This window comes from Chitinophaga hostae (assembly GCF_018224885.1).
Classification (GTDB): Bacteria; Bacteroidota; Bacteroidia; order Chitinophagales; family Chitinophagaceae; genus Chitinophaga; species Chitinophaga hostae.
On the sequence record NZ_JAGTXB010000004.1, the window covers coordinates 21,313 to 44,733 of the forward strand.

Annotated in this window: 16 protein-coding genes; 11 read left to right on the forward strand and 5 right to left on the reverse strand. The window is 46.2% G+C overall.

The annotated features are described in order from the left end of the window. Positions 1-43 precede the first annotated feature (43 nt). Genes KE626_RS09810 through KE626_RS09825 form a run of 4 tightly spaced genes read left to right on the forward strand, consistent with a single transcriptional unit; the run spans position 44 to position 7,781 of the window. Positions 44-3,268, forward strand: a complete 3,225-nt coding sequence (locus KE626_RS09810) for a SusC/RagA family TonB-linked outer membrane protein (protein ID WP_249207386.1) — start codon at positions 44-46, stop codon at positions 3,266-3,268. A gap of 19 nt (positions 3,269-3,287) precedes the next feature. Beyond that, positions 3,288-5,198, forward strand: coding sequence for a RagB/SusD family nutrient uptake outer membrane protein (locus KE626_RS09815; protein WP_211972710.1), 1,911 nt, complete (start codon positions 3,288-3,290; stop codon positions 5,196-5,198). 49 nt (positions 5,199-5,247) lie between these two features. Beyond that, entirely contained in the window at positions 5,248-6,501 is a 1,254-nt protein-coding gene (locus KE626_RS09820) for a DUF4959 domain-containing protein (protein ID WP_211972711.1), read from the forward strand. A 50-nt stretch (positions 6,502-6,551) separates the two neighbouring features. Beyond that, positions 6,552-7,781, forward strand: a complete 1,230-nt coding sequence (locus KE626_RS09825) for a DUF4998 domain-containing protein (protein WP_211972712.1) — start codon at positions 6,552-6,554, stop codon at positions 7,779-7,781. Between the two features lie 113 nt (positions 7,782-7,894). Here the strand turns inward: KE626_RS09825 and KE626_RS09830 are convergent, their stop codons facing one another. Both KE626_RS09830 and KE626_RS09835 read right to left on the reverse strand, forming a co-directional pair. Beyond that, positions 7,895-8,299 carry a hypothetical protein gene (locus KE626_RS09830; RefSeq protein WP_211972713.1) on the reverse strand — a complete coding sequence of 135 codons (405 nt, stop codon included), beginning with the start codon at positions 8,297-8,299 and terminating at the stop codon, positions 7,895-7,897. Continuing rightward, complete coding sequence (locus KE626_RS09835) at positions 8,296-8,490, reverse strand: hypothetical protein (protein ID WP_211972714.1); 195 nt, start codon at positions 8,488-8,490, stop codon at positions 8,296-8,298. The genes KE626_RS09830 and KE626_RS09835 overlap by 4 nt, the downstream gene beginning before the upstream one ends. A gap of 90 nt (positions 8,491-8,580) precedes the next feature. On the opposite strand from KE626_RS09835, the gene KE626_RS09840 reads away from it, so the two are divergent. From KE626_RS09840 to KE626_RS09870, 7 genes are all read left to right on the forward strand, one after another. Beyond that, a complete protein-coding gene (locus tag KE626_RS09840; RefSeq protein WP_211972715.1) occupies positions 8,581-9,171 on the forward strand; it encodes a TetR/AcrR family transcriptional regulator in 591 nt (196 codons plus the stop codon). A gap of 62 nt (positions 9,172-9,233) precedes the next feature. Further along, positions 9,234-10,025 (forward strand): carbon-nitrogen hydrolase family protein, encoded by a 792-nt coding sequence (locus KE626_RS09845; RefSeq protein ID WP_211972716.1) that lies wholly within the window; start codon positions 9,234-9,236, stop codon positions 10,023-10,025. Positions 10,026-10,058: 33 nt separating this feature from the next. Then, entirely contained in the window at positions 10,059-10,784 is a 726-nt protein-coding gene (locus KE626_RS09850; protein ID WP_211972717.1) for a DUF6882 domain-containing protein, read from the forward strand. Between the two features lie 65 nt (positions 10,785-10,849). Next, complete coding sequence (locus tag KE626_RS09855; protein WP_211972718.1) at positions 10,850-12,865, forward strand: amidohydrolase family protein; 2,016 nt, start codon at positions 10,850-10,852, stop codon at positions 12,863-12,865. 14 nt (positions 12,866-12,879) lie between these two features. Continuing rightward, a complete protein-coding gene (locus tag KE626_RS09860; protein WP_249207388.1) occupies positions 12,880-13,539 on the forward strand; it encodes a suppressor of fused domain protein in 660 nt (219 codons plus the stop codon). A 62-nt stretch (positions 13,540-13,601) separates the two neighbouring features. After that, entirely contained in the window at positions 13,602-14,048 is a 447-nt protein-coding gene (locus tag KE626_RS09865) for a hypothetical protein (RefSeq protein WP_211972719.1), read from the forward strand. A 149-nt stretch (positions 14,049-14,197) separates the two neighbouring features. Further along, positions 14,198-15,121 carry a hypothetical protein gene (locus KE626_RS09870; protein WP_211972720.1) on the forward strand — a complete coding sequence of 308 codons (924 nt, stop codon included), beginning with the start codon at positions 14,198-14,200 and terminating at the stop codon, positions 15,119-15,121. A 116-nt stretch (positions 15,122-15,237) separates the two neighbouring features. Here the strand turns inward: KE626_RS09870 and KE626_RS09875 are convergent, their stop codons facing one another. The 3 genes from KE626_RS09875 to KE626_RS09885 form a co-directional block, all read right to left on the reverse strand. After that, positions 15,238-18,168: a glycoside hydrolase family 2 TIM barrel-domain containing protein gene (locus tag KE626_RS09875; protein ID WP_211972721.1), complete on the reverse strand. Its 2,931-nt coding sequence runs from the start codon at positions 18,166-18,168 to the stop codon at positions 15,238-15,240. 85 nt (positions 18,169-18,253) lie between these two features. Continuing rightward, positions 18,254-19,831 carry a RagB/SusD family nutrient uptake outer membrane protein gene (locus tag KE626_RS09880; RefSeq protein WP_211972722.1) on the reverse strand — a complete coding sequence of 526 codons (1,578 nt, stop codon included), beginning with the start codon at positions 19,829-19,831 and terminating at the stop codon, positions 18,254-18,256. Positions 19,832-19,849: 18 nt separating this feature from the next. Next, a complete protein-coding gene (locus tag KE626_RS09885; RefSeq protein WP_211972723.1) occupies positions 19,850-23,179 on the reverse strand; it encodes a TonB-dependent receptor in 3,330 nt (1,109 codons plus the stop codon). Positions 23,180-23,421 lie beyond the last annotated feature (242 nt).

Consider the following 23,421-nt stretch of genomic DNA (forward strand, 5'->3'; position numbering starts at 1 on the left):
AGTAACACGTTATTTTTTTATTCTTCCAATAATTGCTCTTAATATGTTCAGGAGATTTACTTGCAACAAGAAGCGGTTTGCTGCCGGGCTACCGGCGGTATTATCTGCTCCCCGCTACCTTTTGATACTGCTGCTGTTGATGCTGGCAGGCAGCGTTTATGCGCAAACACCGGCCAGGGTAACGATTACCGGATCGGTGACCGATACCACCGGAAAATCCCTGGAAGGCGCCACCATTACGGTGAACGGCAAAACTTCCAGTGGTACAGCTACCGACCGTAATGGCAGATTTATCCTCGATGTACCGGCGGGATCCACTATCCAGGTTACATTTGTGGGATTTGTGGAACACCGGTTTGTGGTGAACGCCAGCCAGAAGGAGTACAATATCCGTTTAAAGAGTGTGGTAGCCGCGGTAGATGAAGTAGTGGTAACCGCATTTGGCCGCAAACAAAGAAGGGAGGCAGTAGTAGGTTCGGTTACCAGCGTTAACCCGGAAGACCTTAAAATTCCCACCAGCAACCTGACCAACGCGCTGGCCGGTCAGATGGCGGGTGTTATTGCTTTTCAGCGTGGCGGACAACCCGGGGCCGATAACTCACAGTTCTTTATCCGCGGTGTAACTACGCTGGGGTATAGTGCCAGCCCGCTTATCCTGGTGGACAACGTAGAGTTGAGCGCCAACGATCTTGCCCGTTTGCAGGTAGATGATATCGCCAGTTTTTCTATCCTGAAAGATGCGAGCGCCGCAGCCTTATATGGCGCCCGGGGCGCCAACGGCGTGATCCTCGTTACCACCAAAGAGGGCCGGCCGGGTAAGGCAAAAGTAGCGGTGCGATTGGAAGACGCTATTTCCACCCCCACGCAGAAATTAAAACTGGCTGATCCGATTACCTTCATGAAGCAGTATAATGAAGCAGTAACTACCCGTAACCCGCTGGCAACGCCGCTGTACACACCTAATACCATACTGGCCACACAAGCTACTATAGATAAAGCTCCCGGAAGTAATCCCTATGTTTACCCGGCGGTAGACTGGATGAAAATGTTGTTCAAGGATCAAACCACCACCAAGCGCGCCAACTTCAGCGTAAATGGCGGTTCGGATGTTACCAAATATTATATCGCCGGATCTTATTCGAGAGATAATGGCATTTTGCAGGTGAACCCGGTAAATAATTTTAACTCGGGGATGAAGTTTGAAAACTACCAGCTGCGTTCCAACATTAACGTAAAAATTACTAAAACAACGGAAGCGGTTGTACGTTTATGGGGTAACTTCAACGACTATACGGGACCTATCACCGGCGATGCCTCCGGCATAGCTACTGACCTGTATTCCAGGGCGCTTCATACCAGCCCGGTAGCTTTCCCTGCTTTTTATGAACCGGATGCCGCTAACGCAAATACGAAACATATTTTGTTTGGCAGCGCCTTTGGCACAGATGGTTCATTGTTAAACAATCCCTATGCAAGCCTGATGTATGGGTATAAGAATTTCTCTGAATCCCGTATGTCGGCACAGTTTGAGCTGAACCAGGATTTAAATTTTATTACAGAAGGACTTACGTTCAGAGGTATTTTCAGCACCAACCGTTATTCCTATTTTGATGTAAGCCGCTCCTACAAACCCTTTTACTATGGTTTGGGCAGCTACGACCAGGATGCCAACAGCTATGTGCTGAACTGGTTGAACAGCTCGCCCGGGCAGGCGCAGGAATTTCTCGATTACAGTGAAGGCGCAAAAAATATATACAGCTACATTTATTTGCAGGGCGCCTTAAACTACGATCGCGATTTCGGAAAAAATAATGTGAGCGCTACCATGATCGGTACGCGTCAGCAAACATTGTATGGCAATGCCGGAAGTTTGCTGGGATCGCTGCCTTACCGCAATCTTGGATTTTCGGGCAGGGCCACCTATTCCTTTGACCGGAAGTATTTCCTGGAATTCAACTTTGGCTACAACGGTTCAGAAAGGTTTGCACCGCAGCATCGCTGGGGCTTTTTTCCGACCATCGGCGCTGCCTGGGTAGTATCCAACGAATCATTCTGGGAGGGTGGTATTGCAAAAGCTATTTCCCGTTTGAAGATCAGGGGTAGTTATGGCCTGGTGGGTAATGACAATATTGGTAACCAACGGTTCTTTTACTTGTCCAGCGTAAAGCCGGACGATAAAGATGGTCCTGGAGCATACTTTGGCACCAACAACAGCTTTGGACTCAAAGGCACCACGATCCAGGCATATCCCAATCCGGATGTAACCTGGGAAACTTCGAAGAAAGGAAACCTTGCAGTAGAAATGACGATTGCCGACAAGCTGAATGTAACCGCAGAAGTGTATAATGAAAACCGTTACAACATCCTGATCAGACGTGGCTATATCCCGGTAACGGCCGGTATTGAAGGTTCTGCCTCCAACAATCTCCAGGCAAATCTTGGTAAAGTGGATTCCAAAGGATTTGAAGTACACATGGATTATAAACAGGTGTTTTCAAAAAATATGTGGTTGACTATTATGGGTAACCTGACTGTGACGGACAACAAGATCCGTTATTACGAGGAACCGGAGTATAAATATGCTTACCGCTTTTCTACCGGGAACCCTGTTAACCAGCAGTTCGGATATGTGGCGGAGCGCCTTTTTGTAGATGATAAAGAAGCCGCTAACTCACCTGTGCAAAGTTTTGGTAATGAGTTTCCAAAAGGTGGTGATATCAAGTACAGGGATATCAATGGTGATGGCGTGATTAACCAGGACGACCAGGTTCCTATTGGTTTACCTACCACGCCGCAGATCATTTACGGCTTTGGTTTTTCATTCGGTTATAAAAGCCTGGATGTGAGTGCGTTTTTCCAGGGACTGGCAAGAGAGTCGTTTTTTATTGATCCGAAAGCAACGGCGCCCTTCGCGGACAATGCACAACTGTTGCAGGTGTATGCCGATAATCACTGGTCGGCCGAAAACCAGAACCTGTATGCCCTGTGGCCCCGGCTTTCTACCACGCATATTGCCAATAATGAACAAACCAGTACCTGGTGGATGCGTGACGGAAGTTTCATGAGATTGAAGTCGGTGGAAATTGGTTATTCGATGCCGAAGAGATGGATTGCACCGGTGCGTCTTACGAATTTCCGCGTGTATTTCAGCGGCTTAAACCTGCTCACCTTCAGCAAATTTAAACTGTGGGATCCGGAGCAGGCGGGTAATGGTTTTGCCTACCCCATCCAGAGGGTATTTAACCTGGGTGTAAACCTTAATTTCTAAGTATATAAAATATAAAACAATGAGATTTTTTAAAAGAACATTGTTGGTAGTGTTGCCGGTCATCTTATTAATATCCTGTAAAAAATACTTAGATATTACACCGGACAATGTGGCTACGCTGAACAGTTCATTTTCCAATGCAAATGAAACACAGGCTTATCTTTTTGGCTGTTATTCCAATCTGCAGAATTTGTCGGATGTGCGGCGTAATGCTGGGTTTACCAGTTCCGGCGAGATTATTTTTCCGATAGACCTGCTGGATAAAAAAACATTAGGAGGAGAAGGTGGTGATAACGGCTTTAATGTGATGCGTGGTATGCAGAACAGCCCCAATCCTTTGTTAAATTATTGGGATGGTTACAACATGGGTTTGAACCTGTGGCAATCGATCCGTATGTGTAATACTTTCCTCGATAATGTGCATCAGCCACTGGACCTCACCGAATTTCAACGCAAGAGATGGGTGGCGGAAGCCAAGTTTCTGAAAGCTTATTATCATTACTGGCTGCTCAGGATGTATGGTCCTATTCCCATTGCGGATGTAGCGTTGCCTATTAATGCGCCTTCGGCAGAAGCGAGACTGAATCAGCAATCTGTAGATTCCTGTTTTGGTTATGTAGTTGGATTGTTGGACCAGGCTATTCCCGATTTGCCGGATGTAATACAAAATGCAGGTGCGGAAGCGGGCCGTATTACTTCCGTGATTGCCAAAGCCGTGAAGGCAGAAGCGCTGGCTACCCAGGCGAGCCCGTTGTTTAACGGCAATCCTGATTATGGGGCGATCAAAGGAAAGGAGGGAAAGAATTTATTCCCTGTAGCCTATGATGCCGGTAAATGGCAACGTGCTGCCGAGGCCAGTAAAGCTGCCATCGATGCCGCTGTTGCCGCAGGAGGTGCATTGTACCAGTTCAGGGCCAGCGGGGGAATCGTACATATGTCGGACGAAACCAAACAGCTGGTAACATTGCAGGGCGCGCTCACCGATCCCTGGAATACGGAGCAGGTATGGACCCTCAACCCACAGTTTGGATGGCAATATATGGCTTCGCCGAGAGTGACTGCAGATGCGGCTTCCAATGGCTTTGCCGTGTACTCCAATTTTTCTGTGCCTATGGCGGAGTCAGAATTATTCTATACCAAAAATGGCGTACCGATCAACGAAGACAGAACCTGGGATTATGCTAACCGCTACAAGGTCCAGACAGGCGATGATGCCCATAAATACTATATCCGTAAAGGTTATACTACTGCCCGCGGTAATTTTTACCGGGAGTCCAGGTATTATGCAGATGTGGCTTTTGACGGCGCCATCTGGTTCGGATCTGCCAATACCGATGATAACAACGCCAACTATGTGAACGCGGTGAACGGTTTTGCAGCGTATACCCCTACCCGTTATAACGTTACCGGCTATTGGCCCAAAAAGCTGGTACCCTGGCAAACGGCATTCGGACAAACTTCCGTACAAACAAATTACTCCTGGCCATTTATGCGCTTACCTGCTTTATGGCTGTTATATGCAGAGTGTTTGAACGAAGCCAACGGTCCTGGTGCAGAAGTATATACTTATATCGATAAGGTGCGGGAAAGGGCCGGTTTACCCGGAGTGGTGCAGGCATGGTCCAACTTCTCCCGTAATCCCTCTAAATACGGCTCTAAAGAAGGACTACGCGCCATCATTCACCAGGAGAGGAGAATAGAACTGGCATTTGAAGGACAGGCAGGCTGGGACCTGAGGAGATGGAAGGAATTGCAGGCCGTGCTGAATGGCCCGTTCCAGGGATGGAATGCGCGGCAGCGTACCACGCAGGGATTTTATCAGCTGACCAATGTTTACCAGCCGGTATTCGGGTTGAGGGATTACCTGTTCCCGATACAGGATTACGATTTGCTGACTAACCCAAACCTGGTGCAAACACCTTACTGGTGATCATAACAGCGAAGGACAAAATCATTTCAAACCAGTTTTAATTTTTTGTATGGATGCTATATATAGAATAATCCGCGTGCTGATACCGGTCGTTACATTGCTGATGATCCAGTGGGGCTGTAAAAAAAGCGATGGATACAATGATGTAATTTCCAGTGATAAGGCAAAGCCACAGCCGGTTTCAAATATTAAAGTGATCAATAAAAACGGCGGCGCCTATATTACCTATACCTTGCCCGATTCCAAAAATGTACTGTATGTACAGGCGGAATATATGATCAACGACACCAGGAGCCGGCAAACAAAAGCCTCTTTTTATTCCGATACCATTGCGGTAGGCGGTTTTGCAAAAAGCCAGGATTATACGGTAACATTATACACCGTTACCCGCGCAGATGTAAAATCCGACCCGGTAAAAGTAACCGTACACCCGGGTACGCCTACCTACCTGCAAGCCTTGCCTACTGTGGTGCTGCGGCCGGATTTTGGCGGACTGAATATCAGTGTTACCAATATCCCGAAAGATAACATCGGCGTGATCACCATCACCGAAGATGCCACCACCCATAAAATGGAAATCAAAAACCAGAACTACACCAACCAGGAAAATATTTCCTATAGTATCAGGGGCTATGATACCATTCCGAGAAAGTTTGGCGTATACCTGGCCGATGAATTCGGCAACATCTCAGATACGGTGTATGCCACCATTAAACCTATCTATGAAACGATAATGGATAAGTCGAAATTCGGCGTTTATAAACTCAACTCTGATGACGGATCAAGTTTTGGCTGGGAGCTGAAATATATGTGGGATGGTAACCTGGGCAGACCCGGTTATCACTCTACCTATCCTACCACCGCCCCATTACCTAAATGGGTGACTTTTGATATGGGACAGGCTGCGAAACTAAGCCGCTTTACCATGTGGGGCAGGGGACTGGATGATGGCATTTATCTGTGGGGATATGGTAACCCCGAAACATGGGTGATGTGGGGCCGGGAAGATCAGCCCGTAGACGAGATATTACCTGACACCACCAATTTGCCTGCAGTAGGGCAAGCCACTCCGGGCGGCTGGATTAACATGGGTGTTTATCATTTGCCCGCACAACCATCCGGGCTGGTGCCTCCCGCGTATAACAATGCGGACCTGGCTTTCTGGAATGCAGGTTTTGGATTTAACTTTTCCCTGAACGTGCCGAAGGTGCGGTACATCCGGTTTGAATGTATTACCAATGCAGCGCACAGTAACGAATTTTTTCACGTGATGGAGCTCAGTATATGGGGCGATAACAGGTAACACCACTTTACCGGTATTGTTAAAAGTTATTTTATTAAAAATATTATGAGATGAGAAAGTATCATATACCCGCAAAATTTTTCCTGCCGCTTTGCGGTTTGCTGATCCTGGTGGCGTGTTCCAGGAAAGCTACTGACTTCAGGGATTTTCTTGGAAATACGGAAGTGCAGTATCCCGGTACGGTATCCGGTATTACCGTTTATCCCGGTAACGGCCGTTTGGCTATTGGCTGGAAACCCAGTCCGGACCCCAGTATCAGCAAGTATGTGCTGTACTGGAACAACCGGCAGGATTCTGTGGTGATCAACGCCACTTCACATAAACCAACGGATACGGTGCGTTGCCTGATTCCCGGTTTAAGCGAGTACGCCTATACGTTTTTCCTGTATTCGTATGATGCCGCAGGCAACAGGTCCATTGTAACAGAAATAGATAATGCACATGCCTATGGGAATATTTATCGGAGTACGCTTCATAACCGTTTGCCAGACGCAGGTACACCCTATAAAATACTGGATGATGGATCGGTAAGATTGTATTTCAGTTTACCTGATACCATCAACATTGCTACTAACATCAAATATACCAATGCTGCCGGCATAGCCGCAGTAGCAAGTATTACAGGCGTGCAGGACTCGGTTACCTTACCCAGCTACAAAGCAGGACAGCCGGTGGTTTATCAGTCGTCCTACATTCCATCGCGTGGGGCACTGGATACTTTTTACACCAACAACTACGATACCTTCCCCGACATTTTCAAGCTGGTAGCCTGTGATAAAAGTTTATTCCAGGAGCATGACCTGCCCAACGATATGGGTATTTATCAATCCGATACCCGTGTGAGTAAGCTGTGGGATGGCAGTGTGGGACCGCAGGGCTATCCTGACATTTTCCACAGCGACGACCGAGGCTCCGACGCGCCGCTGCCACGTACGCTCACATTTGACATGGGTAAAATATATAACCTCGGTCAGATCGAAGAAACCGGCAGGAACTGTTGCAATAACCCCGCAGAGTTTGAAGTATGGGGTATAGCAGATATCAGCAATGCCGCCACTTCGCTGCCAGGCACAGATCCCGGATGGGCAGCAGAAATGAGCAGTAAGGGATGGACGCTGCTAACCACAGCTATCAGGGGAGATGATGGTAATGCGCCGATGAAGTTTAACCTGATTCCGCAGGCGCCACCAGCGCGTTACATCCGCATCCGGGTATTACGCACGGTGAATAATTCGAATTCTGTTAACATGAGCGAGATCACGATGTACAGCAAAGAGTAGCTGTTAGCTATTAGCTTTTAGTAGATGCAGCGAGCCAGCTGTTAGCTTTTAGTAAATGCGGCGGAGATGGGTGGGTGCCTTTTTGAGGTATTACATTCATCTTCGTTGCATTTTTATTTGGTGTGTAGTGGGTGGTGTGTGGTGTGCGCTGTGTGGTTTTTTTGCGGGTAGTTCTTCGGATGAAAGTAGTAATAAAATAAGCTTCCTGCGAAATAGGCGGCTATATCCCAGGCATCGCGGGTATAAACGGGAGATAGTTGCGGTGCTATCCATTCAAATACCACAGAGAGGTAGCAGGCGATAAACAGGAGATAACTGAGCGGGTAGCTGTATTGCTGATTTTTGACGATGAAAGTGCGTGTAATCGTGAGCGTTATATGCGCTATGACCGGCGCCGCAATAAAATCGGTGAGGTGGCCGTTGAGCAGCGGCAGCGGTTGGTGTAGCCGCCGGCAGAGGTGTACCAATATCCATAACCCGGCGTATGTTATGAACATAGGATCTGCTAATCGTTTCATAATACAAACATGATGGCGCCACCCAGGAGCAGGGTTACCAATGCTACCATCACGGAGAACAGGATAAAACCGCTGTTTTTTAGCAACTTAACCGGTACGGTATCAGTTGGTTTAACCGGGAAAATACTGTTTCTGAGCCGTTGCATGATCGGCAACGATTCCTGCTCGGTATCGTATGTGTCGTTATTCATACCTTTTTATTTAGAGCAAATGTACTAATTAATTTAGAACATTTGTTCTAAAGAGGAATTTTTTTAGGACAATTGTTCTAAATTTGAATAATGGATACGAAGACAATGATTCTGAAAACGGCATTGGAGCTGTATAATAGTCAGGGTGTAAATGCTGTTACGAGCAGGCATATTGCGGCCAAAATGGGCATCAGCGCCGGGAATCTCCATTATCATTTCAGGAAAACGGACGAAATTATCAGGAAGCTGTATGAACAATTGGCGGCAGAGTTCGATCTTATTATGGCCGGGCTGGAATCAATAGAGGAAATGAGTATGGAGATATTCCGGGAAGGGTCGGTGCAGTCGTTCGAACTGATCTATAAGTATCGTTTTATCTTTTTACATTTTGTAGAAATCAGCCTGCGTATCCCTTCCATCAGGAAGGACTATTACGCGTTAACCCAACGAAGAACCACCCAGTTTCTTGCCGTATTCGAACAGCTGAAGGCTAAGGGCATTTTCCGGAACGATTTGCCGGAAAATGCCTGGGAAACATTGGTACAACAGATCTTCATTGTTGCGGACTTCTGGTTGTCGAATAACGAGTTAACTATCCGGTTAAAAGGAGGGAATGCAGTAAAGCATTACAGCCGGGTTTTTTCGGGGATATTTTATCCCTACCTGGCAGTAGTACCATGAGCAGATGTTCATTAATTCCGTAATTTAGCAGCTCCTTTTATCACTGACGAAAACCTGATTTTATGGTAAGAATAGCTGTGGCCTCTCCTCCATTTCCAACATCTATCCGGGAGGGTTTATCCTGGATGGAAAAATTGATAAAAGATGCAGTGAAAGAACAGGCGGTAATTATTTGTTTCCCTGAATCCTATATTCCCGGTTATCCCGGAATGGGCGCCGGACCGGAAGAACGTACCCCGGAGAAATTACAATCGGCACTGGACGAAGCCTGTAAACTGGCCGCTGATCATTCCATTGCTATTGTGCTGCCTATGGACTGGCCTCATGAAGAAGGATTACTGAATGTAGCCTATGTGATATCCCGTACGGGAGAGGTATTGGGATACCAGACCAAAAATCAGCTCGATCCAACGGAGGATAATATCTGGAAGGCAGGAACACAGCGCAGCATTTTTGAGGTAGATGGGTTGAAGTTCGGCATTACCATTTGTCACGAAGGATTCCGTTACCCGGAATCGGTGAGGTGGTCGGCCCGTGAGGGTGCAAAAATTGTTTTTCATCCGCATTTTGGCGGAAGTAATACGAGCGGCGTATTGCCGGTAGAATGGGGCAGTAAGGATAACCCCTATTATGAAAAAGCGATGATGCTGCGGGCCATGGAAAACACGATCTACTTTGCGGCCTCCAACTACGCTTCCCTTTACCCCGATTCGGCCAGTGCAGTTATTGCCCCCGATGGCACCTGTCTCGTACATGGCGCGTACGGCGTTCCGGGAGTAACTGTGGCCGCTATTGATCCGGCGCTGGCTACAGGCTTGCTGGCAAAGCGATTTAAACCGGAGCTCTACCGCTAACCCCGCTTTTTTGTTAACTAAACACGAATACATATGAGTTTCTTCAAGAAAATTTTCGGAAAAAATCAAGAACCGGATCAGCAGGAAAAACCCATATCTCCAACGGGCGCCCAAACGGTTCAGGGACTGCTGGAACAGTATGGAGGTATCAGTCTGGATAAACAACGTAACCTTCATGACGTGATTGGTGATAACTCATGGAATATAGATATGGATGCGGGGGAAATCAGTTTTGGCCCTGATCTTGTTTTTCCTGTACAGGTGCTGGGCACTTTTTCCCATTCTTCTGAAACATGGCTCTGGGGCTGGGATAACGAGAGATCCAATATTCCCCCTGGTTTATTACAGCAGGCGCTCCAACTGAAAAAGTATGGTGAAGACAATGACATCGATCTGTTAAAGAACAGCGATTTCGACGCGGAGATCAACGACCTGCATCTTATCGGAATGATTGCTTCGGGGATGTTTGGCGCCAGCGCTTATTACCTCGCTGATTACGGACAGGGTATTATGGTGGCCACTGTAAAAAGTGAGGTGATCGATCGTGTTGACAGTATTGATCATGTAAGGGTTTCAACTGTTTTCCCGGAATTTATTTCTCTTTTTGAGATGAACCACAAAAATGCTTTTGGTCATTACGCCGCCTTAAAAGGATATGCTGTTAATGAAGATGGGCAACAGTTGATTGCCACAAAAGAAGGCAGCCGTATTATTGCGGCGTTTGACGATTTGTCGAGGTTGACCAGGTTAAATGGCTAATCTGTTTGCAGGTATCCTGTATTTGGATGAATAGTTGGTATATTTAGTAACCTAAACAATCCTGTATGTTACCCGGAAACGCGCGTTTTATTGCAACTATGGCACTTTCTCTCCTGTTGCCGGGATATGTTTTTTCACAAAAGAACGATACGGTTACTTATACCATTATGTTATCCGGTACTAAGAAGGGTGCGTTAAAAATTGTGCAAAAGGCGCCGGGAGCGTATGAAAGTTGGTATCAGTATAACGACAGGGGGCGTGGTGACAGTTTGCACACTACCTGGCAACAGGATGAAGAAGGATTTCCCGCTTATATACACACAGAAGGAAAAGACTATTTTAAGAAATGGGTAACGGAAGATTTTTCCATTGCCTATGGAAAAGCGCAGTGGAAAAATAATGCGGAGCGCGATACGATTCCCGTGAGGAGGAAGGCGTTTTATGTGAGTCTGCAGGGAAGCGCAGGTAATATTATTAAAGCGCTCAAAGCGCACCACGACCAGATTAAACTTTTACCATTTGGTGATGCTTCGTTAAAAATTTTGAACCAGCATACTGTGGGGAGTGGTGCAACCGCCAGGAAGCTATGGTTATGCAGTGTTTCAGGGTTTTATTTTGCACCGGAGTATTTTTGGACGGATGAACAGGATGAGCTTTTTGCAAAAACGAGTGACTGGTTTTCGCAGATAATGGCAGGGTATGAATCGTACCTGCCGGAGCTGGCGGCGATCCAAAAGAAAGCTGAACGCACACGCAGTTATCAATTTGCAAAAGAGCTGCCGGAAAAAGTAAAGGGTAATATCCTGATCAGGAATGTCACCTTGTTCGATGCGGAGAAGGCAAAGTTATTGCCGCATTCGGATGTGCTGATCAGAGATGGAAAAATAAGCAGGGTATCTGTTGGAAAATCTATTGCTGTAACTGCGGCAAGGGTGATTGACGGTACCGGTCACACATTGTTGCCCGGGCTATGGGATATGCATGTACATTTTAGTGAAGGCGCAGACGGCATACTGCATCTGGCGGCCGGCGTTACGCATGTGCGTGATATGGGAAATGACAGTTCATTATTAACGACTATCCGGGCAATTAATAATCATGCGCTGATAGGCCCGCGCGTGGAAATTATCAGTGGGTTGATTGATGGGGCCGGTCCCTTTGGTGCACCAACGGGAGCGCTGATCAATAACGTGGAAGAAGGAAAAACGGCCGTGAGAAAATATGCTGCAAAAGGTTATCAGCAAATTAAATTATACAGTTCACTTAAGCCGGAGTGGGTAAAGCCGTTGGTGAGCGAAGCAAAGAAATATCATCTGCGGGTATGTGGTCATATCCCGGCTTTTATGACAGCCGCTGAGGCAATTGAAGCGGGGTATGATGAGATAACGCACATGAATATGTTGTTATTGAATTTTTTTGGAGATACTATTGACACCCGTACACCGCAGCGCTTTATTATTCCAGCGGAGCGGGCAGCGAAACTGGATCTTAACAGCCCTGAGGTGAAGCAATTTATTGCGTTGATGCAGGCGCATCATACAGTTGCAGATCCTACGCTGGTGGCATTGGAACCTTTGCTTACTGCCCGTGATGGTGTACTGGAAGAGAAGAACAAATTTATTGTTACCCATTTCCCTGCACAGCTGCAGCGCGATATGCGTGCGGGCGGCAGCGGATTACCCGTTCCCCCGGGTATGGATGCTACTTATCGTGCATCATTTGATGCTTTTTTGAACTTAACAAAGCTATTGTATGACAGCGGTATCCGTATAGTAGCCGGAACAGATGGTACGCCTGGTTTTGATATGCACCGGGAACTGGAGTTATATGTAAAAGCCGGTATTCCTGCGGAGAAAGTATTGCAACTGGCAACTTTTGGTACTGCTGTATACACGGGGAAGAGCAAAATGCTGGGCAGTATCAGTGCTGGTAAAATTGCCGATATGATCATGGTAGCCGGCGATCCTGTGAAAAATATCAGTGATATAAGACATACGCGGCTGGTGATTAAAGATGGAGTCATTTATGATCCTTCAAAATTATACAAGGCTGTTGCCATTGAACCATTTTATGAAAACTAATTGAATTTGTTTTTATGATGACACCGGAAGCATATAAACACCTGTATAGGGAAGATGAAGCCGTTGGCTGGCTTTGTATTGACAGTGCGTTAGAAAATGTGTATGGCAGAAAAGTACCCCGTCACTATGGACCTCTTTGCGGTATACATTTTATGGTGGGGGGAACAGACCCTATCGATGGCGCCAGCATTTATGATTCTGACAAGCAGGAAGCGCACCACCATATCATCAGTTATGGTATGTCGGAATTGTATTACAATGAAGAAAAAGCGGGTGCGGACTATAGTAAATGGGGTTTTGAATTTACTTTCAGACTAAAGCCATTTGCAGGTGATGTAAAGGACCCGTTATGGGCGGTTCATGTGATGAATAACCTGGCGCGGTATGTATTCAATAGTGGGAAATGGTTTGAGGAAAACCATTTTATACCGGCCCGGGGACCTATAAGACTCGATACAGAAACGGAGATTACCGGCTTTGTAATGGCGCTCGATCCGGAATTAGGCAGGATAGAAACGCCGCACGGGGAAGTATCTTTCCTGCAGCTGGTGGGTATTACCAATAAGGAACTGGAAAAGTTGATGCAACATCCTACCACCACGGCAGTAGCGGAGCTGATCAGCGAGCTGCGCAAGGATAACCCGTTACTCATCACCGACCTGACCAGGAAATAGTTGATCCTGTATTTCTGAATCCTGCAAAAAAGTATATTTTAGTTGCACTAAATAGTACTAGTTTGAATATCGAGCATACCAAATGTCCCAACTGCGGAGGCACTGTTTTTTCGCAACCGGTATCCGGCAGTAACCAACCAGCATCAACGGTGGACTGTAAATATTGCGGCTCACAATTCAGGGTCCGCAATCCAAACTACCAACCGGAACCAGTGGTACATACTACTATTAATACCTTTACAGCTAATTATACAAATATCACTGAGCCCAGCCAGGAAAGGTCCTCCGGGTGGCGTAATGCAAAGAACGGGGAACATAAGGTGGCGCGCACACTTGGTTATGTCGTTGGCGGCCTGATGGTGCCTTTTGTTATTGGCATGTGGGTGGCTGTTTTAAACAATGTACCCGATTTGCCGATGGCCGTTCCTGTTATATTCACCGGCCTGATGCTCTTCTTTTTCTTCCTTGCAAGAATGAGCACCAGGGAGTTGAAAAGGAGGGGCTTGTAGTTGGTTTTTCCAGGCTGGGAGCATTCTATTGAAGACACTATTTATTTGTTTGATTAAAAAAAATTATTAATTTGGCGAAAGAAATTTTCCTTATACCAGATTGTTAATTCGACCTATATTTATTTAATAATTATCAAATACACAAATCAATGAAGTATGTTAACCTGACAGTAGTAATCCTGTCCTTATTTTTCTTTTCCTGTAAAAAAGATGTTGTTTCAGAAAAACCTGTTGTATCAGAGAAAAAGATACCTGTAAGTTTTAGCCTGAATGACTTTATCCAGAAAGTTTCGGATGTCGATAACGGAAAAAAGGCAAAAGCTACTGCCCGCAGTGGAAGCCTCAATGGCATTAGCAACATCTATTATGCAGTTTACAGTGCAAGCGGATCAAAAATGAGTAGCTTAAACCAAAGCTCTTCTGACGCCAATTTTGGTACTATTGCCGATTCACTGCCTATTGGGTCCTATACGGCTATAATCCTGGCAGCTGATGCACCACTTATATTTACCGCCGGAACAAATATCAGCGAAGCGTCTTTAACGGCGAGTTATTTATCATCTACATTCTTATTGCCTTATCCCAATACTTTTTGCAAGAAAGTATCTTTTGACGTTAGCGGAAACGGAATGAGTGTTAACGGAAATGTTGTGCTGGAGCGCTTAATGGGTAAGCTTAAGATAGATGTTCTGGACGTTTTTGCCGTGCCTGGATACATCAAGGTTAAAATAGAGGGTGAAAGTGTCGGTTATAATTTTAATACAATGACTCCAGTCCAGGATTTGACATCCGGCTTGGGAATGTGGTTAACTCAAATTGATACTGGTGCACCAAATGGTTTATTTGGAAGCACAGTCATGAATACCACACAAACATTCACTGTTACTATCACCCGTCATGATACCGTGTTCGACCAGGTAGTAGAGACGAAAGTTATCCGGAATGTAAGAGTTTATCCTAATAAGCAAACAACGTTAACCGGATACCTGAACAGTGCCAATGGTTCTGTGAAGACGGGATTTGAAGTTGCTGTAGATCAGACCTGGGGAGAAGGGCCTGCTTCAACTTTTTAATGTTGATAAATAATATTGCTAATAGAAAAAGAGCTTGTATCTATTGAGATACAAGCTCTTTTTTATATCGGTGTAGTAATAGTAGTTAGGACCAACAGCTAACGGATGCCTTCATGTTACTTCGCCGTTCCATATAACTGGATTTCTTTCACCGCTACCTTACTGCTTTCCGGCTGAATACCGGTAATATGATAGCGCACGTATCTCACCGCTGTTGCCTGCAAGGGTACTGCTTTGTAATCCTGCCCGGATACCCTTTCAGGGCCTTTAACAGCATTCCAGTCGGTACCATTTGCGGATACTTCAATGCGGTAAGTATACCAGTCACTATCTTTTCCCCATATAATACGGCTGTTGGTGAGGTGATACTCCTTCTGGAGATCGAGGGTGATACTCACCGGTAAACTGCCGGAACCGGAAATCCATCCTGTGGAAGTATTGCCATCTATGATTTTTTGAACATTGTCCTGCTGGTTGCCAGGTGAAACCATAACAGTACTGTTGGCGAGTTTAATTTCCTGCAGCTGTTGTGTGGTGCTGGCGGCGGTTGTATATTGAAAAGTACCGGTTTTTTTATTTTCGTTTATCCATGCAGGATGGTTGCCGTCAGGCACGTATGTATTGGGAGATGAAACTGTTTTAATGATTTTGGCAGCGGGAGCTAATCCAGGGCTGTTTACACTGATCTTTATATTTCCCGGCGTAATGGTATGGCGAATAATACCATAGGCAATACCGCCTTCTGTTTGTTGTAACCCGATGCCGGCGTCGGGAATATTTCCACCCAACAGCAAGCCTGCTCCGGATACGCTGATCTGCACGGGATAAGATTGCCCGGCTGTTATGTTGGAAATAAGGGTACTGTTGCGGTCACATACTTTTACATAAAATGGCGTCATAGAAAAGCCATCGGCGGTGAAAGAGGTATGGCTTCCCGGTATTTCAATTTCCAGGTGATGCGGTTTACCGGGTGTTTTTACGATATGCGTGCACGCTGGTTTCCCGTTCATTATTCCTATGGCTTTCAATGTTCCCGGTTCATATTTGCCGGTGTGGAAAATAAAGTACGGACTGCCACCCCTGGCGGCTACAGATGGTGCGGTGGCGGCATTTTGGGCCCTTGTTATTTCACCGCAGAGTTTGTTGTTCCTGTAAAGTTGTACGGCATCACAGTTGGAAAAGATCATGATGGCGCTGTCCAGGGCGGGTTGATTATTGTAGCTGCCAATGTATACCATAGGACCGTAGGCCGGGTTACGGGCATCCTGCATGGCTTTTAACTGGTAGTAACTAAACTTTTCATAACGATCAATGTCTGTAACGCCGCTGAAAGCAGTAACAGGAGTAACGCCTGCTATATAGTCGTTATAGCTCCATACGAAGTAGCCGCCTATCCTGGGGTTGGCGTCCAGTCCGCCGTGATCCCAGTAGCCGCCCAATTCTTCTGATGTTTCTCCGTTGAGTGCGTTTTGTCTTAGTACACATTGATTGATCAATCCCTTTTCGGTGTACTTCCTGCTGGCGCGTAAGCCGTTTTCTTTTTCAGCATTGGCCATCCAGCTATCGCCCCATTCGCGTGTGAGAAATGGGCGGGTGGGCATGGGATCGGTACCGTCTTCATTCACTACTTTATAGGAAACGTTGTAATGATTTTTGCTGTGTGTGTTGTAGTCGTCTGCCAGGAACAGCTGGTCACCGGGCATTTCAGCATGTGCTGTTTGCACGGCTTTCTGCATCCATGCTTCAGAAGTAGGGGATTCGTTAAGGGAAGTTTCCCAGAGGAAAACGGAAGGGCGGTTTCGATCGCGGCGGATCATTTCCCTGATATCGCGGCAGGTATTGGCCTGGAAAACGGAATCATTTGAAAAGTATTGCCATCCGGGTTCGCATTCAATCACCAGCAATCCTGCTTTATCACAGGCATCCAGGAAGGCGGGTGATTGCGGATAATGTGCAGCGCGTACCGCGTTAAAGCCACCCTTTTTTATTTGCAGGGCGTCGAGGTACTGCATGTTGTCGGCGGCGGCATCGCCGATGTATTCATAGGCCTGGTGCCTGTTGGCGCCACGGAGGTATAGTTTTTCCCCGTTAATATAGCAACCATCCGGGGCAAAGGAAATGCGTCGTATACCCGTATAGGTGGTGAGACTGTCAACAGGTTTATTATCTCTGTAAACAACAGATACCAGGTGATATAAATAAGGATGATCCGGATGCCATAAGCGGGGAGCGTTTACGGTGAGCGATTGCTGAACGGTGGTATCTGCCTGCCCGGCGATATGCCAATTGCTGCTGGTGCTGGCAACGGCGACCCCGCTGGTATCCACCAGGGTTGTTTCCAGCCTTGTATTGGCGGAGCCGGAGGCGATGTTTACTATATTGGTTTGAATGTTAAGAGCAGCAGTATTTTTACTAACCGCAGGATAGGTGATAAATATGCCTCCACCGGCTACCTTATTAGCTTCCAGCGGATGTGAGATAAACAGTTTTCCGGTAGCAACAAGGGATACATTTCTGTAGATGCCGCCAAAGTAGTTGAAGTCAAGTTTGGACTGTGGCTTTCCCGGTGGTATTTGGGGGTTATCTGTATTGGTTACCCTCACGGCCAGCAGATTGTCTTTTTCAAAATTTACCAGCCCGCTGATGTCAACAACAAAGCCCATGTATCCGCCGGTATGCGTAGTTATTTTCTGACCATTCAGGTATACTTCGGCAGTTGTTTGTACGCCATCAAAGCAAAGGGTTATTCTTTTCTCACGAAAGGAAGAGGGGAGCCTGAAATATCTTCGGTACCAGCCAACGCCCTGGTACACGGTGTTGCCGCCATTATGCTTTTTTTCGATTCGCATCACGTGTGGGATACTGATGCCTGCCCAATCTTTATCGTTGTAAATTATTTTTTCTCCTCCGTTTACTTCGCCTCTTTGAAAGACCCAGTTGGTATTGAAGTTCAGGATGGTTCGGGTATGCTGGGCATACAGGCTAAGCGGGAACATACAGCAGGTCAGGAGACGGAAAATATACCGGCGGCATTGTAAAAGGGGCATGCTGAAAAATTTTTTCAAGATAAAAAAATCCCGCTCATCTTTCAACTCGCGGGATTTTTTTTGATGTTTATAGTTGTGTTAATAATTAGTAGCCTGCATTCTGTGTCAGGTTCTTATTGATGTCTCTTTCTTTTTGAGGTACCGGCCAGAGGTAATCCCTGTTATCCTGGAAGGTACGTTGCTCTACTACAACATGATTTCCTGCGAGGGTGAGCTTACCGTTGGCGGCATCTACGGTGCCTAATTTGGTGCCGTATACCGTACCTGATCTAACGGCGCTGCCGATCTTCCAGCGCTGTACATCGTACCAGCGGAGGCCTTCCAGTGCCAGCTCCACTCTGCGTTCGCGTCTAACCAGGGTCCGCATTTTATCGACGGTGTTGTATACGGTTCTGTTTACCACCGGCATACCTGCGCGGGTTCTGATGGCATCGATCGCATCGTATACGGAGTTGTCAATTACGCCTGATTCGATTTGTGCTTCCGCGTAGGTGAGCAATACTTCTGCATAACGTATCACAATCATATTCAGTCCTGTGTTCCACATATCTGCGAAGTCGGATAGGTTAGACGTGAATTTTTTCGGAATGTAGCCGGTTTTGGAATTGTTATCACCGTTGTAGTAATCGCCTGAGCTGCTTTCTATGGAATTGTAGAAGGCGCCTTCATACATCTGGCCAGGACAAACGATAGTGGCTGTTAAGCGGGGATCCCTGTTGTTGTACGGGTCTTTATCATCGTAACCGGAAGTCGGATCGTCGATAGTTTTACCAGTTTTGGTTTCGTAAGCGTCTACCAGCGCCTGGGTGGGATCGAGTGAGCCCCAGCCGCCAAAGCTGGAAGACGGCATTATGCCGATATCACTGTTGGCGTAGTCATTTTCTTTGTATTGTACATCGAGAATAACTTCTTTATTATTTTCATTCTGAATGCGGAAAAGGTTCTGGTAGTTGGGGAATAGTTCATATCCCAGTCCCATTACTTTTTTACAATCTGCTATACAGTCTGCATAGTTTTTATCGAATAATTCCACCCTGGCTCTCAACGATAGTGCGGCGCCTTGTGTGATATGTCCTACGTCGCTGCCGGTGTAACTTACGGGCAATATGGTCGCGATAGCCGCCAATTCATCTTTGATAAACTTACGTACTTCGGCAACGGGAGTTCTGGCAATGGTATTTGCCACTTCCGTGGTAATAGTATTTTTAACCAAAGGAACATCACCATAAAGTTGGCTCATGATGAAGTATTGATAAGCCCGCAGGAAACGGGCCTCACTTTTATACCTTTCTTTTAAGGTACCGTCCATGGGTGTATTCTCGATATTTTCCAGGAACCAGTTGCATTTCTGGACAACAGTATAACTCCAGCGACTGGAAGCATTGGTATTGGCTGGGGTAATGGCGCCACTGCCATAATCCGTATAACCTTCCCATGGGTATTGGCTATACATATTATCACTTACAGCGTCCATGTAGAGCAACGCGTAGTCGCCTTCCCAATCCTTAAAGCAGCCATTGAGTGCAGCCAGTGCATCTGCCTGGGAGGTCCATAAGGAGGAGTTACTGTAGGCATCTAGTGGTTTTCTATCCAGGAAATCCTTTTGGCAGGCGGATTGCATCAATCCTGTAGCAAGTATTATATAGAGAATGTTTCTTTTCATGATGTTACGTACTTTTTGTTAAAAACTAACATTTACACCAAACGTGTGCACTTTTACCTGTGGGTAGTAATAAATACTACTTGAAATAGAAGCTTCCGGATCTACCCATTTATACAGGTGGTCAAACGTGAGAATGTTTTGTCCGCTATAGTAAAAGCGTACTTTACTGATTCCTGCTTTCTTTAAAATGTTACCTGGTAGGGTATAGCCTATCTGCAGGTTTTTGAGGCGCAGATAAGAGCCGTCTTTCACCCAGAACGAGGAAGGTGTACTACCAGGGTCATTTTCTTTATTATTGTACCAGATACGTGGCAGGGATGCGCCGGTATTATCTGGCGCCCAGGTATCCAGCAATGCAGATGTAGGCTTACCTGCGGAGGAGTTTACACTACCCAGTTTACCCCCATCGATATAGTTTTTTACGCCGGTAGCTCCCTGCAGGAAAATGGCAACATCAAAATTTTTCCAGGCCCCGCCCAGGTTAATACCGAAAGTAACTTTTGGAAAATAATTACCGAGATATACCTTATCTGCTGTGTTAATGGTGTCATTGCCGTCCTGATCCTTATAGCGGATATCACCCGCAGAGGTTTTGTTGGTCTGGAAAGGAGACTTTGTTACTTCATCTGCCGACTGGAAAATACCATCTGCTTCATATCCGTATAAGGAATAATTAGGATAGCCTACCTGTTGGAAAGTATAGCCATCAATTTTGGCGCCGGCGCCATTACGGTCGGTTATTTCATTCTTGATAAAAGCGGCGTTAATGGAGGCATTGTATTTAAAGTCTCCTTTAGTATCGTTATAACCGACGGAGAATTCCCAGCCTTTGTTCAGCATGGCTCCAGCGTTCTGAACGGGCGCCTTCAGTCCATATGGTGCACCTACTTCTACCGGCAAAAGGATATCATTAGTCACCTTGCGGAAATAGTCGGCGGTAACATTTAACTTCCCATCTAAAAGACCCGCGTCAATACCTATGCCGCTTTCGGTGGTAGATTCCCATATGAGTTTCTCGTTAGCGCCATTAATAGGCGATATACCGCTGGCGATAGTAGCACCGGTGCCGCCAAATGTGTAGTTCTGGCTGCCGTTCACCTGCAATATATAAGGATAATAAGGATAGCTTGGATAATTGGTATCATCTATACCTACCATGTTCTGGTTACCCAATTGGCCCCATGATGCTCTTAGTTTGAGGTAGGACAGGTACTTCTTTAAAGACTCGAAGAAGTTTTCCCGGTCTATATTCCAGCCGGCAGAAAAGGAAGGAAATGCTCCCCATCTGTGGTCGGCGGCGAAGCGGGAAGAACCATCGTAACGAAGGTTGGCTTCAAATAAGTATTTACCGTCGTAATCATAATTTAACCTGCCAAAATAAGACCGCAGTGCTAATTCATAAGAATATCCGCTGGTCTTTTGTCCATCCGTAGAGGCCAGGTTTACATCAGTTAGCAGGTTATTCAGGAAGCCTTTGCGGGAACCATTATCAAAAGAATACTTGGTCAGCTCCTGGGAGTAACCGCCTAGTATTTTGAAATTGTGCTTATTAAAAGTTTTGGTATAATCAAGTAATGCCTGCTGAGTAACGGTGTTGCCAAAGGCGTTTTCATCTGTTACTGAGCTGGGACCCTGGTACGCTGTAGCGTTTCCGCTGGCATCATAGTACTGTTGATCGGCAATAAATTTCTTATTGTGATTTATTTTCATGACATAGGCAATGGACGGCTTGAAATGAAGACCGTTTATAATTTCCCAGTCTGCGCCCACATTACCTATCAGGTCGTAATTGTTGAATTTGTTTTCGCTGTTTCCTTCCAGCCATGCCATAGGGCTACCATCAGCAATGTATCCGTAATGGCCGTTTTGGAACTTATAAGGGATAGTGGGGGAAATGCGGTTGATCTGTCTTACCAGCTGTGTAAAATCACCGGTATAAGGGTTGCTCGGCTCTCTTTTGTTGGTGGTAGTGAAGGCAATATTAGCATTTACCTTTATCCTGTCACTCACTTCAGAAGTGATATTAAGTCTGCTGGTATAACGCTTTGCATTTGTTTCTTTAATAATACCATTCTCATCAAACAAACCGAGAGAGAAAGCGTATTGTGTTTTTTCGCTGCCGCCGGATACACCCAGGTAATGGTTTTGTTGTAGACCACTGCCTTTATAAAATAAGCCGAGCCAGTCGGTATTGGGATATTTGTAAGGGTCGGAGCCATCTTTGAATTTCTGGATTTCTGCATCTGTCCAGCGTACAGGTTTTCCTTCGTTTACGAGGGCTTTGTTATACAGTGTAGCTGCCTGCCAGGAAGGTAAAAAGTCTGGTAAGCCGGTTGCGTTTTGTTTACCAACATACGCGTTATAATTCACCTGCGGTTTCCCTTTCTTACCTTGTTTGGTAGTGATGAGCACCACGCCATTAGCCGCACGGGAGCCATAGATAGCAGAGGAAGCAGCATCTTTCAGCACGGATAAAGTAGCGATATCATCAGGGTTGATATTATTCAGGTTGTTTAAGGTGGTGATAACCCCATCTATTACAATAATCGGATCAGAGTTATTCATGGTACCGATGCCCCTGATGCGGATCCTTGCCGCATCGCTGCCTGGTTGTCCGCTTACAGCCGCCGTAACAGTTACGCCTGGCATGGTTCCCTGTAAAGCGTTACTCACGCTGGTAACAGGCCTGTTAGTCAATTGCTCGGTGGTGATGGAGGTAACAGCGCCGGTCAGATTTGCTTTCTTTTGTACACCGTAACCCACCACTACAAATTGTTGCAATGCGCTTACATCGGCGGCCAGCTTAATATTCAATTGTGTTTTTCCTCTTACCGCAATTTCCTGGCTGATATATCCCAGGCTGGTGATAACCAATACGGCGTTTTCTCCTACATCTTTCAGCTGGAAAGTACCGTCGGGTCCGGAAATCGCACCTTTCTGTGTACCTTTTACCACCACAGATGCGCCCGGAATGGGTGCTCCGCTATCATCAGTTATTTTTCCTGTAATAATAACCGGAGGTGGCGGTGATACCACAGGCGCAGCAGCCGGTTTTTCATTTTTTGTAATAAAAATGGTATTACCCTGTATCTCAAAACTCAGCGGTTGCTCCTGCAGTGCCATCTCCATGGCGGCCTGCGGCGATGCTTTTTTCAGGTCTACCGAAACAGGCCGGGTGTTTTTCAGGTCTTCTTTATCGTAGAAGAAAACGTAGCCTGTTTGCTCCTTAATCGCGTTCAACACCTTCTGGAGACTTACCGCCTTGGCGGAGTAAGTAACCGTTTGTGCGCTGCCTTTCGCACTTACCTGCAATGCAGCCACGAGCAGCATGATGGAAGTTAGTCTCATCGCTAACAAAATTTTGGTTGAGAGCTCCGCAAATTTCCAATATTTGCGGGTACCGGAATTACAAATAGCCTTAAGTTGCATACTTTTGCAATGTTTGGTTGAATTAATAAATAAAGTTTACTGACTTGTTTGTTGATGAAATTGAACTACAACCGGGGTAGGACGCCAATCTTAATCCCCGGTTTTTTGTTCAATAATGCATAGGAAGCCAACGTGCAGGCTTCAGTTGATCATTGTTCCTG

What these genes read in the sequence shown, in the direction of transcription:
- KE626_RS09810 (WP_249207386.1), top strand. Translation starts at nt 44, where the DNA reads ATGTTCAGGAGATTTACTTGCAACAAGAAGCGGTTTGCTGCCGGGCTA.
- KE626_RS09815 (WP_211972710.1), top strand. Translation starts at nt 3,288, where the DNA reads ATGAGATTTTTTAAAAGAACATTGTTGGTAGTGTTGCCGGTCATCTTA.
- KE626_RS09820 (WP_211972711.1), top strand. Translation starts at nt 5,248, where the DNA reads ATGGATGCTATATATAGAATAATCCGCGTGCTGATACCGGTCGTTACA.
- KE626_RS09825 (WP_211972712.1), top strand. Translation starts at nt 6,552, where the DNA reads ATGAGAAAGTATCATATACCCGCAAAATTTTTCCTGCCGCTTTGCGGT.
- KE626_RS09830 (WP_211972713.1), bottom strand. Translation starts at nt 8,299, where the DNA reads ATGAAACGATTAGCAGATCCTATGTTCATAACATACGCCGGGTTATGG.
- KE626_RS09835 (WP_211972714.1), bottom strand. Translation starts at nt 8,490, where the DNA reads ATGAATAACGACACATACGATACCGAGCAGGAATCGTTGCCGATCATG.
- KE626_RS09840 (WP_211972715.1), top strand. Translation starts at nt 8,581, where the DNA reads ATGGATACGAAGACAATGATTCTGAAAACGGCATTGGAGCTGTATAAT.
- KE626_RS09845 (WP_211972716.1), top strand. Translation starts at nt 9,234, where the DNA reads ATGGTAAGAATAGCTGTGGCCTCTCCTCCATTTCCAACATCTATCCGG.
- KE626_RS09850 (WP_211972717.1), top strand. Translation starts at nt 10,059, where the DNA reads ATGAGTTTCTTCAAGAAAATTTTCGGAAAAAATCAAGAACCGGATCAG.
- KE626_RS09855 (WP_211972718.1), top strand. Translation starts at nt 10,850, where the DNA reads ATGTTACCCGGAAACGCGCGTTTTATTGCAACTATGGCACTTTCTCTC.
- KE626_RS09860 (WP_249207388.1), top strand. Translation starts at nt 12,880, where the DNA reads ATGATGACACCGGAAGCATATAAACACCTGTATAGGGAAGATGAAGCC.
- KE626_RS09870 (WP_211972720.1), top strand. Translation starts at nt 14,198, where the DNA reads ATGAAGTATGTTAACCTGACAGTAGTAATCCTGTCCTTATTTTTCTTT.
- KE626_RS09875 (WP_211972721.1), bottom strand. Translation starts at nt 18,168, where the DNA reads ATGCCCCTTTTACAATGCCGCCGGTATATTTTCCGTCTCCTGACCTGC.
- KE626_RS09880 (WP_211972722.1), bottom strand. Translation starts at nt 19,831, where the DNA reads ATGAAAAGAAACATTCTCTATATAATACTTGCTACAGGATTGATGCAA.
- KE626_RS09885 (WP_211972723.1), bottom strand. Translation starts at nt 23,179, where the DNA reads ATGAGACTAACTTCCATCATGCTGCTCGTGGCTGCATTGCAGGTAAGT.